The organism is Delftia sp. HK171 (genome assembly GCF_001886655.1).
Classification (GTDB): domain Bacteria; phylum Pseudomonadota; class Gammaproteobacteria; order Burkholderiales; family Burkholderiaceae_C; genus Comamonas; species Comamonas acidovorans.
Window position 1 is genome coordinate 5,238,073 of record NZ_CP018101.1, and the last position, 13,223, is coordinate 5,251,295.

General features: G+C 65.5%; 11 protein-coding genes and 1 pseudogene. All 12 read right to left on the reverse strand.

Translation table 11 applies throughout. The annotated features are described in order from the left end of the window. Positions 1 to 145 precede the first annotated feature (145 nt). Positions 146 to 1,036 carry a protease modulator HflC gene (hflC, locus tag BO996_RS23420; RefSeq protein WP_012206810.1) on the reverse strand — a complete coding sequence of 297 codons (891 nt, stop codon included), beginning with the start codon at positions 1,034 to 1,036 and terminating at the stop codon, positions 146 to 148. A 12-nt stretch (positions 1,037 to 1,048) separates the two neighbouring features. Next, positions 1,049 to 2,443: an FtsH protease activity modulator HflK gene (hflK, locus tag BO996_RS23425; protein ID WP_012206811.1), complete on the reverse strand. Its 1,395-nt coding sequence runs from the start codon at positions 2,441 to 2,443 to the stop codon at positions 1,049 to 1,051. Between the two features lie 71 nt (positions 2,444 to 2,514). Further along, positions 2,515 to 3,729, reverse strand: coding sequence for a GTPase HflX (gene hflX, locus BO996_RS23430; RefSeq protein ID WP_071956538.1), 1,215 nt, complete (start codon positions 3,727 to 3,729; stop codon positions 2,515 to 2,517). A 67-nt stretch (positions 3,730 to 3,796) separates the two neighbouring features. Next, positions 3,797 to 4,048, reverse strand: coding sequence for an RNA chaperone Hfq (gene hfq, locus BO996_RS23435; protein WP_012206813.1), 252 nt, complete (start codon positions 4,046 to 4,048; stop codon positions 3,797 to 3,799). 102 nt (positions 4,049 to 4,150) lie between these two features. Further along, positions 4,151 to 5,497, reverse strand: a complete 1,347-nt coding sequence (gene der, locus BO996_RS23440; protein ID WP_012206814.1) for a ribosome biogenesis GTPase Der — start codon at positions 5,495 to 5,497, stop codon at positions 4,151 to 4,153. 15 nt (positions 5,498 to 5,512) lie between these two features. Further along, positions 5,513 to 6,670, reverse strand: a complete 1,158-nt coding sequence (gene bamB, locus BO996_RS23445) for an outer membrane protein assembly factor BamB (protein WP_043819101.1) — start codon at positions 6,668 to 6,670, stop codon at positions 5,513 to 5,515. Between the two features lie 20 nt (positions 6,671 to 6,690). Beyond that, positions 6,691 to 7,374: a YfgM family protein gene (locus tag BO996_RS23450; protein ID WP_012206816.1), complete on the reverse strand. Its 684-nt coding sequence runs from the start codon at positions 7,372 to 7,374 to the stop codon at positions 6,691 to 6,693. Between the two features lie 70 nt (positions 7,375 to 7,444). After that, positions 7,445 to 8,704, reverse strand: a complete 1,260-nt coding sequence (gene hisS, locus BO996_RS23455; protein WP_212739077.1) for a histidine--tRNA ligase — start codon at positions 8,702 to 8,704, stop codon at positions 7,445 to 7,447. Positions 8,705 to 8,889: 185 nt separating this feature from the next. Beyond that, entirely contained in the window at positions 8,890 to 10,173 is a 1,284-nt protein-coding gene (gene ispG / locus BO996_RS23460) for a flavodoxin-dependent (E)-4-hydroxy-3-methylbut-2-enyl-diphosphate synthase (protein ID WP_071957200.1), read from the reverse strand. A gap of 2 nt (positions 10,174 to 10,175) precedes the next feature. Next, positions 10,176 to 11,165: a RodZ domain-containing protein gene (locus BO996_RS23465; protein ID WP_071956539.1), complete on the reverse strand. Its 990-nt coding sequence runs from the start codon at positions 11,163 to 11,165 to the stop codon at positions 10,176 to 10,178. Continuing rightward, positions 11,158 to 12,017, reverse strand: a pseudogene (gene pilW, locus BO996_RS23470) (type IV pilus biogenesis/stability protein PilW). The gene BO996_RS23465 and the pseudogene pilW overlap by 8 nt, the downstream one beginning before the upstream one ends. A gap of 49 nt (positions 12,018 to 12,066) precedes the next feature. After that, complete coding sequence (gene rlmN, locus BO996_RS23475; RefSeq protein WP_034396288.1) at positions 12,067 to 13,191, reverse strand: 23S rRNA (adenine(2503)-C(2))-methyltransferase RlmN; 1,125 nt, start codon at positions 13,189 to 13,191, stop codon at positions 12,067 to 12,069. Between the last annotated feature and the right edge of the window lie 32 nt (positions 13,192 to 13,223).

Below are 13,223 nucleotides of genomic sequence, written 5' to 3' on the forward strand. Positions count from 1 at the left end.
AAATTGGGGGTGACCCAAGGCCCACGGCGGGTGTTCGGTATTCCGAATCGATTCGGTGCACGGGCGACAGCGGCGGCGCAAGAAAAAACGGCGCCCCAACAGGGGCGCCGTGCAGGGGCCGGGCGGCGTTGCCGCTCAGGCGCGCTTATTTTCCAGAGCTTCCACCACTGCGGTAGGCCTTGAAGAAATCGGTCTGCGAAGGATCGAGTACGAGCACATCGCTCTTCTTGGCAAAGCTGGCCTTGTAGGCCTCCAGGCTGCGGTAGAACTGCGCAAACTGCGGGTCCTTGCCAAAGGCCTCGGCGTAGGTCCGGGCGGCCTCGGCATCGCCCTCGCCCTTGATCTTCTGGGCATCACGGTAGGCATTGGCGATGGTGATCTCGCGCTGGCGATCGGCCTCGGCGCGAATCTTCTCGCCTTCGGCGGCGCCGGTGGAGCGCAGCTCGTTGGCCACGCGCTTGCGCTCGGCTTCCATGCGGCGGTAGACCGATTCCGTGATCGTCTCGGCATAGTCCACGCGCGTGATGCGCACATCGACCACGTCCACGCCCCAAGGCTTGGCGCCGCGCACGGTCTCCAGCACTTCGCGCTTGACGTCGTTCATCAGCGCATCGCGCTTGCTGGACAGCAGTTCGCGCACGGTGCGGCGGTTGATTTCCTCCTGGAAGGCATTGCGCACCACGCGGTTGAGCTGCATGGCGCCAGCCGACTCGTCCAGGCCCACATTGCGGATGTACTCCGACGGATCGGAGATGCGCCAGCGCACGTACCAGTCGATGACCACGCGCTGCTTTTCGGCAGTGAGCATGGGCTCGGTGTCGGTGCTGTCCAGCGTGAGCAGGCGCTTGTCGATGTAGCGCACGTTCTGGAACGGCGGCGGCATCTTGATGTTCAGGCCCGGCTCGGTGATCACTTCCTTGATCTGACCCAGGGCATAGACCACGCCGAACTGGCGCTGATCGACGACGAACAGCATGGAGCTGAGCAGCGCGAGCGCCAGAAGAATGCTGGTGATGAAAAATCCAACTCGGTTCACTTGGGCTGCTCCTCAGCGTGCTTCGCGGTCACGGCTGCGACTGCTGTCGCGGCTGCGCGCATCGTTCGAAAGGCCGGGAATGGCGGCAGGCGCAGGCGCCTGGGTGCTGGGGGCCGCCGAGCTGTCGGCTGCCGGCACATTGCCGCTCACGCCTTGCATGATCTTGTCCAGCGGCAGGTACAGCAGGTTGGAGCCCTGGCGCGATTCCACCAGCACCTTGGTCACGTTGCCGTAGATCTGCTGCATGGTTTCCAGGTACATGCGGTCGCGCGTGACCTGGGGAGCCTTCTGGTACTCGGTGAACACCGAGCTGAAGCGCTGCGCATCACCCTGGGCCTGGGCCACGATGCGGGCCTTGTAGCCGTTGGACTCTTCCAGCAGGCGCGCCGCCGAGCCGGCTGCGCGCGGCACCACGTCGTTGGCGTAGGCCTGCGCTTCGTTCTTGGCACGCTCGCGCTCCTGGCCTGCACGCAGCACGTCGTCGAAGGCCGCCTGGACCTGCTCGGGCGGACGCACGCCGCCTTGCTGCAGGTTGATGCCCACGACTTCCACGCCCACCTTGTAGCGGTCCAGGATGGTCTGCATCAGGTCGCGCACGCGCGGGGCGATCTGGTCGCGCTCCTCGGCCAGCGCCGTGTCCATCTTCATCTTGCCGACGACTTCGCGCACGGCAGTCTCTGCGGCCTGGACCACGGCCTCGGACGGGTTCTTGCTCTCGAACAGCCAGGCGCGCGCGTCGCTCAGGCGGTACTGGACAGCGAACTTGATCTCGACGATGTTCTCGTCCTCGGTGAGCATGGCCGACTCGCGCAGGCCCGTGCTCTTGATGATGGTGTCGCGCCCCACGTCGGCCGAGCGGATCTGCGTCACGAAGACCAGTTCATGGCGCTGGATCGGGTACGGCAGCCGCCAGTTGATGCCGGCGCCCACCGTGCTCTTGTACTTGCCGAACTGGGTGATGACGGCCTGCTGGCCTTCCTGGACGATGAAGATGCCCGTGCCCATCCAGATGATGAAGGCAATGCCGGCGATCAGGCCCACGCCCATGCCGGCGCTGCGCATGTCCGGCGGCTGGCTGCCGCCGCCATTGCGGATGGGCGGCTGGCCACGGCCGCCGCCCGGCTTGCCGCCGAACAGGCCCGAGAGCTTGCGGTTGAGGTCGCGCCACAGCTCATCCAGATCAGGCGGCTGGCCGCCGCCCGACGAGGGGCGGTTGTCACGGCTGTCGCGGTTGTCGCGTGCAGGCTCCGCAGGCGGGGGCGGCGGCGCGGGACGGTCGGCATCGGGGCGCGAAGCATCGTCGTTCTTGTCGTCGCCACGTCCCCATCGCGGATCATTCAGGTTGAACATCCCGCGAAGGCGCTGCGGCAGCATCGCCCAGCGATGGGCGCGTTGTGAAAGATTCATGCGAGAAGTCTCGGTTTCTTCGGTAAAGACAGGGACCCAATCGGCATTTTGCCCAATCAGGGCGCTAGCCCCTAGTATTCGGCGTCCTGCCCAGGGGGCATCGCGCCATCCACCTCCTCCTGATCCCGCTCATCACCACCGTGCGCTTCGGCGTGTTCCGCCTCCGCGCGCAGCGCATGCTCGGCCAGCAACTGCCGCAGCTGCGGCAGCCCCTCGCCGGAGCGGGCGCTGACGAACACCCGTGAAACAGGCAGCCCGTCAAGCTCGTACTGGTCCTGCAACTGCGCTGGAAGCCGCTCCGAATCGACGGCGTCCAATTTGTTGAAAACCAGTACCAGAGGCACCTCCTGGGCACCGATTTCCTTCAGAACTTTCTGGACTTGTTGGATTTGCTCTGGGAAATTCGGATTGGAGGCGTCGACCACATGCAGCAGAAGATCGGCATCGATCGCCTCCTGCAACGTGGCCTGGAATGCATCGACCAGGCCGTGCGGCAGGTCGCGGATGAACCCCACGGTATCCGACAGGGACACCGATTGCTGGGCTTCATTCAGGTACAGCTGGCGCGTGGTCGTGTCCAGCGTGGCGAACAGCTGGTCGGCCGCATAGGCGCGCGCCTTGACCAGCGCATTGAACAGCGTGGACTTGCCGGCGTTGGTGTAGCCAACCAGAGAGATATTGAAGATGCCATGGCGCTCGCGCCGCCGACGCTGCGTGGCGCGCTGCTTCTTGACCTTCTGCAGCCGCTCCTTGGTGCGCTTGATCGACTCGTCGATCATGCGGCGGTCCAGCTCGATCTGCTTCTCGCCAGGGCCGCCACGGCCGCCGATGCCGCCCATCTGCCGCTCCAGGTGGGTCCAGCGCCGCACGAGGCGCGTGGCCACGTATTGCAGGCGCGCCAGTTCCACCTGCAGCTTGCCTTCATGGCTGCGCGCGCGCTGGGCGAAGATCTCCAGGATCAGCAAAGTGCGGTCGTTGACCGGCATCTGCAGATGGCGTTCCAGATTGCGCTGCTGGGCCGGGCTCAGGGCCTGGTCGAACAGCACTTCCTGGGCACCGTGCATCTGGGCGAGCATGCGGATTTCGTCGGCCTTGCCACTGCCCACGAACAGCGCCGCATCGGGCACCTTGCGCTTGCAGGTCAGGCGTGCAACGGGACGCAGGCCGGCCGTGCCGGCCAGCAGGCCCAGCTCTTCCAACTCGCCATCGAAATGGGGAAAGCCGAAATCCACGCCCACCAGCAGCACTGGCGTTGGCGTGGACCGGTCAAAAGATTCAGAACTCAAGAAAAACCTCTCCCGAAGGGTGAGGAAGCTCCCCGGCGGTGCGGGGAGGCATCAGGGCGCAGCGAGCTCAAGCGCTGGCGTCGCTGCCGGCAGCTTCGGCCGTGGAGAAGTTCACGGCGCGGCCGGGAACAATGGTGGAGATGGCGTGCTTGTAAACCATCTGCGTGACGGTGTTGCGAAGCAGAACCACGTACTGGTCGAAGGATTCGATCTGGCCTTGCAGCTTGATGCCGTTGACGAGGTAGATGGACACCGGAACATGTTCGCGGCGAAGCGCGTTCAGGAACGGGTCTTGGAGGAGTTGGCCTTTGTTGCTCACGATATTCTCCGTGTTCGAAGAGTGTTGTTGTAAACCGACACCTTACCACAGTGTTTTGGGGCCCTTGTTCGCACAAGGGTTTTCCCGAAATCCCGTAGCTTGTTACTTGTCCTTGTCGGCAAAAGGATTATGAGAGGTTTTCAACTCGATCCGCAACGGCGTGCCAACCAAATTGAATTCCTTGCGGAATCGCCCTTCGAGGAAGCGCTTGTAGGCTTCCGTCACATGCTCGAGCGAATTGCCGTGTATGACGATGACCGGAGGGTTCATGCCACCCTGGTGCGCATAGCGCATCTTGGGGCGGTAGATGCCCGTCTTCTTGGGCGTCTGGAACTGTACGGCCTCCATCAGCAGGCGCGTGAGCACCGGCGTGGGCATCTTGCAGGTGGCAGCCTTGTGCGCCTGGATGATGGAGTTCCACAGCGGACCCAGGCCCTGGCGCTTTTCCGCCGAGATGAAATGCATGGGAGCGAACTTGAGGAAGGACAGGCGCGTCTCGATCGAGCGCTCCAGCATCTGGCGCTGGTAGTCGTCCACCGCATCCCATTTGTTCACGGCCAGCACCACGGCACGGCCGCTTTCCAGCACGTAGCCGGCAATGTGCGCATCCTGGTCGGTCACGCCCTGCGTGGCATCGATGAGCAGCAGCACGACATTGGCGCTTTCGATGGCCTGCAGCGTCTTGACCACGGAGAACTTCTCGATGGCCTCGAACACCCGGCCCTTGCGGCGCAGGCCTGCCGTGTCGATCAGCTCGAACTTCTGGCCGGCGCGCTCGAAGGGCACCGAGATGGCGTCGCGCGTGGTGCCCGGCATGTCGAAGGCGACCAGCCGCTCCTCACCCAGCCAGGTGTTGATCAGCGTGGATTTGCCGACATTGGGGCGCCCTGCCACGGTGAGGCGGATGGGCTTTTGGGCCACATCGTCGAACGGGTCGTCTTCCTCGGGCTCGGGCAGGTTGAGCTGGCCCAGGGCCAGGTCGAGCAGGTCGCGCACGCCCTGCCCGTGTGCCGCGGAAACCGGCAGCACATCGCCCAGGCCCAGTTCGTAGAACTCGGTCAGCTGCACGCCTTCCTTCATGCCCTCGGCCTTGTTGGCCACGAGCACGCAGGGCTTGCCCAGCCGGCGCAGGTACTTGGCGATGTCGTGGTCCTGGGCGGACATGCCCAGGCGCGCATCGACAACGAAGACCACGACGTCAGCCTCGGCAACAGCCTGCTGCGTCTGGCGTGCCATCTCCTTGAAGATGCCGCTGGATGCATCTGGCTCAAAACCGCCGGTATCGATCACGATGTACTCGTGCTTACCCTGGCGGCCCTGTCCATAGTGGCGGTCACGCGTGAGGCCCGCGAAATCCGCGACGATTGCATCCCTCGACTTGGTCAGCCGATTGAACAGCGTCGATTTGCCCACATTGGGTCGCCCTACCAGGGCAATAACTGGCTTCATTCCCGAAAATACCTATCAATCCGGCCTGAAGCCGTACACAGTTCCGCTGCGGCTTACCACCACCAGCGTATTGGCAGCCGATACCGGGGGCGAGGCCACGCCGGAGTCGTCCGTCTTCAATCGTGCCAGCGCCTGTCCGTCCGTCTTGGACAGCAGGTGCACCACACCATAGTCATCACCAAACACCACCGAGCGGCCCAGCATCAACGGCGCCGTCAGGCGGCGGTGCTGCAGCTGGTCGATGGACCACACGCGCGAGCCGTCGCCGCGGCGCCAGGCCTGGACGGTGCCATTGCTCTCGGCGCCGAACACGGCATCGCCATCGCCGTCGATGCCATCGGCACCCTTGGACGGCTGGGTCCAGCGCACCGATGCGTTTTGCGTATCCACACAGCCCACGGCAGCCTGGAAGGCACGCGCGCAGACGCTGTCACCGACACGGCTGACGCGGCCCACGAGGTCCACCAGGCGCTCCACGTCATTGGTGCCGCGCGGGCTGGCCAGCGGGGCCTCCCAGCGCACGGCGCCGGTGTCGGGATCGATACCCACCATGCGGCCCGACAGGCCGGCCACCAGCGTGTTGCCCACGGCGATCAGCACGCCGGGCTGGCGCAGCACCAGGGGCTCGCCCGGGCGCTGTGCGGTCCACAGCTTGCGGCCGTTGGCGGCATCGAAAGCGGCCAGCGAGCGATCGGCTGCCAGCACGAAGACGCGGCCTCCCGCGACCAGCGGCGGCGTGTAGGCGGCTGCGGGCAGCGGTTGCTTCCACAGCTGCTTGCCTTGCGAGTAGACGATGACCTGGTTGCTGCGCGTGAGCACGGCCTGGCGCTCGGCGTCACCGCCCACGCCTGCGGTCAGCGGCTCGCCAACAGTGAAGCGCGACAGCTGGCTGCCGTTGCGTGCGTCCAGTGCAGTGACGCTGCCGTCCTTGGCAGCGATCAGCAGCGTGTCGCCCTGCACATGGATGTCGGTGGCCAGCGGCACTTCGGCGCCGAGCTTGGCGGTCCAGGCCTGGTGCACGGCCAGCAGGCCGGGGTTGGCACCCAGCTCCTGGGGCTTGGGCTTGGTGTCGCTGCTGAACCACGAGGACACGGTGGAGCAGCCACCCAGGGCACCGGCCAGCAGGCCCAGAGCCATCCAGCGCGCAACGCCGCGCGGGCGCGAAATCGCCATCAATTGATCAGCCGAGGTTTTCAAGGTTGCTTCTCCGAAGTCGACGTCTTGGCCTGTGCCAGCACGGTGGGTTCAGCACCCAGCGCATTGAGCTTGAACTCGATCAGACGGCCATAGTCCACACCCTTGTCCAGGGCGGCATGGGCGCGCTGGTAGGCGTCAATGGCCTCGGCCTGCTTGCCCTGGGCCGCAAGAATGTCGCCACGGCGATCGGCCACGATGCCGGCGAAGGATTCGGGCATGCTGCCTTCCAGCGCCTTGAGGGCTTCGTCGTATTGCTTTTGCTGCTCCAGCACGGCGCTCAGGCGCAGCTTGGCCAGGGCCTTGTAGCCTTCGTCGCCCTTGTCGGCCACCCAGCTCAGGGCTGCCTTGGCGTCATCGAGCTTGCCTTCGTCCACTGCAGCCTTGGCCAGCAGCAGGCCGGCCTGGGCCGCCTGCGTGGTGCCGGCGTACTTGTCCTTGAGATCGGCGAAGGCCTGGCCGGCGCGCGCCGCGTCCTTGCCAGCCAGCGCCACGTCAACGGCATGCGCCAGAGCGGCAGCCTGCGTGGCCTGGCGCTTTTCCCAGTACTGGTAGCCATTCCAGCCGGCAAAGCCGACGAAGATGACCACGAGCACGCCGGTGATCAACGTGCCCCAGGTATTCCAGAAATGCTTGAGCTGCTCTATCTGCTCTTGTTCTTCGAGATCGAAATGGTTTGCCATGGATCGCCTGTGTCGCTTTATGTATGGAGGTCGCCGCTGGAGCGGTCGCTTGAAAAGCTGCGGATGCTGGTCAAACCGCCGATTGTAGGGTGGCAGCCCATTGGGCCGCATCAGCCAGGGCTTGCTGCACCTGCTGGCCCGCGCCGTCGCGCAGCGACTTGACGGTGACCAGGCCCTGCTGCAGCTCATCGGAGCCGAAGATCAGCGCGAAATGTGCGCCGCTGGCATCGGCCTTCTTGAACTGCGACTTCATGCTGCCCATGCCTTCGGCGCTGGCCGCATGCATCTGCACGCGCACACCGGCCTCACGCAGTTGCTGCAGGGTGCGCAGCGCCACGGGCATGGCGGCCACGTCGGGGACGATGGCGTAGGCATGCAGCGTGGGCGCGGGGATGTCGGTGCCGAGCTCCTTGACGAGTTCCAGCACACGCTCCACACCCAATGCCCAGCCCACGGCAGGCGCGCTCTTGCCTCCCACCTGTTCGATCAGGTAGTCGTAGCGGCCGCCCGCGCAGATGGTGCCCTGCGAGCCCAGCATGTCGGTGATGAACTCGAACACCGTCAGGTTGTAGTAGTCCAGGCCGCGCACCAGGCGCGGGTTCACGGTCCATGGCACGCCGTTGGCGTCCAGGATGGCCTTGAGCCCGTCGAAGTGGGCCAGCGAGCCCTCGCCCAGGAAGTCCAGCAGGCGCGGCGCGCCGTTGACCATTTCCTGCATGGCGGGGTTCTTGGTGTCCAGCACGCGCAGCGGGTTGCTGTACATGCGGCGCTTGGCCTCTTCGTCCATCACGTCCTGGTGCTGCTCCAGGTAGGCGATCAGGGCCTGGCGGTGTGCCTGGCGCTCCTCGGGCTGGCCCAGGCTGTTGATTTCCAGGCGCCACTGGGTCAGGCCCAGCTGCTTCCACAGGGAAACGGCCAGCATGATGAGTTCGGCATCGACATCGGGGCCGGCAAAGCCCAGGGCCTCGGCGCCGATCTGGTGGAACTGGCGGTAACGGCCGCGCTGCGGGCGCTCATGGCGGAACATGGGGCCCATGTACCACATGCGCTTGCCGCCGTCGTACAGCAGGTTGTTCTCGATGGTGGCGCGCACCAGGCTGGCCGTGCCTTCGGGGCGCAGCGTCAGGCGCTCGCCGTTGAGCTTGTCCTCGAAGGAGTACATCTCCTTCTCGACAATGTCCGTCACCTCGCCGATGCCACGAACGAACAGCTGCGTATGCTCGACGATGGGCGTGCGCACGTTGCGGTAGGCAAAGCGCGCCATCAATTCACGCACCTGCGCTTCCAGCCATTCCCAGCGAGCGGACTCGGCGGGAAGAATGTCGTTCATGCCTTTGACGGCGGAAAGTTTTTCGGGTTTGGCCACGTTGTTCTCGTTCGATGAATGCTCGGAAACAGGCGCTGGCCCCGCTTTTTTCGCCCCATGCTCTCAACGCCTGTTTCGCGTGAGAGCCAATGAGGCAAAGCGTGGTGCGCTATCTATTTTGCAATAACTGCAATGCTCGATACAGCCGATCAGGCGGGTGCAGCGGCGGTGGCGCCATAGGTGCGCGCCACATAATTTTCGACCAGTGCCTGGAATTCCTCGGCAATCCGCTCGCCGCGCAGCGTGAGCGCCTTTTCGCCGTCGATGTAGACGGGGGCGGCGGGCGCCTCGCCCGTGCCGGGAAGGCTGATGCCGATGTTGGCGTGCTTGCTCTCGCCGGGACCGTTGACGATGCAGCCCATCACGGCCACCTTCATCGCCTCGACACCGGGATACTTCATGCGCCACAGCGGCATCTGGCCACGTAGATAGTCATCGATCTGCTTGGCCAGTTCCTGGAAGATGGTGCTGGTGGTGCGGCCGCAGCCCGGGCAGGCCGTGACGCTGGGCACGAAGATGCGCAGGCCCAGGGCCTGCAGGATTTCGGAGGCGACCACCACTTCCTGCGTGCGCGCTTCGCCGGGCTGGGGCGTGAGCGAGACGCGGATGGTGTCGCCAATGCCTTCCTGCAGCAGCACGGACAGCGCGGCGGCCGAGGCCACCGTGCCCTTGGTGCCCATGCCGGCTTCGGTCAGGCCCAGGTGCAGCGCATAGTCGCAGCGCTGCGCAAGGGCCCGGTAGACCGAGATCAGGTCCTGCACGCCGCTGACCTTGCACGACAGGATGATGTTGTCGCCGTTCAGCCCCATGGACTCGGCCAGGCGCGCGGAATCGACGGCCGAGGAGATCAGCGCCTCGAACATGACCTGGCGCGTGTCCCAGGGCTGGGCGCGGCGCGAGTTCTCGTCCATCAGCCGGGCCATCAGTTCCTGGTCCAGCGAGCCCCAGTTGACACCGATGCGCACGGCCTTGTCGTAGCGGGCCGCCGCCTCGATCATCTGGCCGAACTGCTTGTCCTTCTTGTCGCCCTTGCCCACGTTGCCGGGGTTGATGCGGTACTTGGACAGTGCCTCGGCGCAGGCCGGGTATTCGGTGAGCAGGCGGTGGCCGTTGTAGTGGAAGTCACCCACCAGCGGCACGTACTCGCCCATGCGGTCCAGCTGCTCGCGGATATAGGGCACGGCGGCGGCCGCCTCGGGCGTGTTGACGGTGATGCGCACCATCTCCGAGCCGGCCTGGGCCAGTTGGCGCACCTGAATGGCCGTCTCGACCGCGTCCACCGTATCGGTGTTGGTCATGGACTGCACGCGCACAGGCGCATCGCCACCCACGGTGACGACGTTGTTGCGCCAGACCACACGGGCCTGGCGGGACTTGCGCGGCAGCGGCGAGGCAATCGCTATCGGCTGCTGCGTGATGGGGAGATCTTGCACGGTCACTTCACCTCAAAGCGGGCCACATTGTCGCGGGTGGTCTTGGCGACTTCCAGCAATTCGCCACGCACACGTACCTCGGTGCCGCTGGCATTGCCGACGATGACCGACAGCGGCAGCGCGCCCTCGGCGCCAATGGATTCACCGGCCGCCAGCGTCTTTTGCAGCACCACGCGGCCGCTGGAATCCTTGACCTGTACCCACGATTGTGCGTTGGCCTTCATGACCAGCACGCCACCAGGCGTTTGCCCTGCGGTGGCTGCCGATGTCGCTGCTGCGCCCTCGGCAGGCGCATCGGCGGCAGGGGCAGCAGGCGTTGCGGTGGACGCAGGAGCCGGAACGGCTGCCGCTGCAGGCGCTGAAGTTGCCGGTGCAGATGCAGATGCGGATGCAGATGCAGCCGGCACATCGGCCGGCGTCGTCGCCGCAGGCGCAACGGGCTCCTGGGCGGCCACGGGCTCGGACACAGTCCCTGCTGGCTGCACAAGGGCAGCGGCATCGGAAGCGCCGGCCTGCGGCTCTTCGGCGTCGCCTTCATGCTTGGGCAGGAAGTAGACGGCAGCGGCAGCGGCCAGCAGCAGCAGCACGATGATGGCCACCTTGCGCGAGCCGTTTTCACGTCCCAGCGATGTTCCGGTGGCCTTGAAGGAGCGCTCCTTGAACGTGGCGTTGATGCTGCCGCGATCATCGGCCAGGCTCTTGAGCTGGGTGCGCGGCAGCAGGGCCAGCACCGATGCCGAGTCCATGCGCAGCGTGCGGCAGACGCTTTGCGCCAGGGCCCGCATGAAGACATGGTCCTGGAATGCGGCGTAGTCATCCGCCTCCAGCGCCTCAAGCTTGGGGGCTGGCACCTTGAGTGCCGCCGCCAGCCCGGCCAGAGACAGACCCGCCGCCTCACGCGCCTGGCGCAGCAGCGTGCCCGCCGTCATGGAAGTTTGTGCGTTCTCGCCTTGCGTACCTGCTTCGTCATGCACCGCCAACACCTCACTCATTGAATGCTCCACGCTCGTAGGCCAGCCATTGGCGGGACTCGGGAAGCGCTGGTGCAGCTGGTCAGCCAGCTGCCGCATCGCTGCAGATTGCTGCAGCGCCCTCTCTATCTTGATCCCCAGCCACAGGCTTTCCGCATTGGACTGGGGACTGCTGTTCAGGCGCCGGATGTAGAACTGCGCCCTCTTGGCGTCGCCGCCCTGCAGCATCACGTTGCTCAGGTGGTAGGCGATCACCGGGTTGGCGGGATCGAGTTCATAGCCCTTGAGCAGCGCCTGCTGGGCCTCGACCAGCAGGCCGGCCTGCTGCAGGCACAGGCCCTTGGCCATCCAGGTCTTGGGGCGCTCCAGGTAGCCGGGCTGGGCCAGGGCCTTGTCCAGCCATTCCTGGGCTTGCGCGTATTGCTTGCGCTGGCACAGCAGCCAGCCGTAGTTGTGCTGCAGGTCGCCGTCCTGGGGACGCAGCGACATCGCCTTGCGCAGGCTGGCGTCAGCCTGGTCCCAGTCCTGGTTGCGCATGTAGATCAGGGCCAGCAGGCCGTAGCCGTCGGCGGAACTGGGGTCAGCGGCCAGCGCCTGGTTCACCTCTTCCAGGGCCACATCGATGCGGCCAGCCTGGAAATAGGAAGCCGCCAGCTCCAGGCGGATGCTTGCGCGGCGGCGGGGATCGGCCTCGGCGGCAGAAGCCATCGAGGCATTGGAGACGGAGGAAGCGTTGCCGGAGCCAGAATTCGTCGGGGGCACCAAAGGCTGCTTGCCTGCGCAGCCCGCCAAGAAAAGAACCAGCGCGGGCACTGCCCAGCGCATGCCTGTACCGAAATCCCCCGTTCGCAGCCGCCGAGCCACTGACTTCATGAACTGTCCTTTGTTCCGTCGGGGCATGCCAGGCATGCCCCAGGTCTTCTCAAGGCACCTGCTTGAGAACAATGGTGCGCTGCCTGGCCATGCGCTCGGCAGCGCGCGTGCGGTCCTTGACATCGCCAGCCAGCTGTCCGCAGGCTGCATCGATGTCGTCGCCACGTGTCTTGCGCACCGTGGTCACGATGCCGGCATTGCTCAGCAGGCTGGCGAACTCCGTCACCCGCGCTGCGGGTGAACGCAGCAGCCCCGAGGCCGGGAACGGATTGAACGGAATCAGGTTGAACTTGCACCAGCTGCGGCCATCGCCACGCGCGCGGACCAACTCTATCAGTTGGCGCGCATGCTCAGGCTGGTCATTGACGCCATCGAGCATGCAGTATTCGAACGTGATGAAGTCACGGGGCGCGAATTCCAGGTAGCGCTCGCAGGCATCGAGCAGCTCGTGGATGGGGTACTTGCGGTTCAACGGCACCAGCGGGTCGCGCAGCTCGTCATTGGGCGCGTGCAGCGACACGGCCATGGCCACGGCGCAGTCCTGGGACAGCCGGTCGATCATCGGCACCACGCCCGAGGTGGACACGGTCACACGGCGGCGCGAGAGGCCGTAGCCATGGTCATCGAGCATGGCGCGCAGCGCCGGCACCAGGGCCGTGTAGTTCTGCAGCGGCTCGCCCATGCCCATCATCACCACGTTGGAGATGACGCGCTCGCCGCCCGTGCCCAGGCGCTTGCGCAGCGCATGCTCGGCATACCACAGCTGGGCCAGGATCTCGCCCGTGCTGAGGTTGCGGCTGAAGCCCTGGTGACCCGTGGAGCAGAAGCGACAGCCCACGGCGCAGCCCGCCTGGGACGACACGCACAGCGTGCCCCGGTCATCTTCGGGAATGAAAACGGCTTCGACGGCATCGCCGCCCCCCACGTCGAACAGCCACTTGACTGTTCCATCGGCAGACACATGCTCGGTCAGAACCGGCAGGGCCGTGATGTGGGCACACGCCTTGAGCTTTTCGCGCAGGGACTTGGCCAGATCGCTCATCTGGTCGAAGTCGCTGGCGCCTCGCTGGTGGATCCAGCGGAACAGCTGCGTCGCGCGGAAACGCTTCTCGCCGAGTTGCTCGCAGTAAGCGGCAAGTCCGTCGAGATCAAAATCTAGCAAATTGGTATTCATGTCGGCAGGCCGGTGCCACGCCGCTCTCGGCT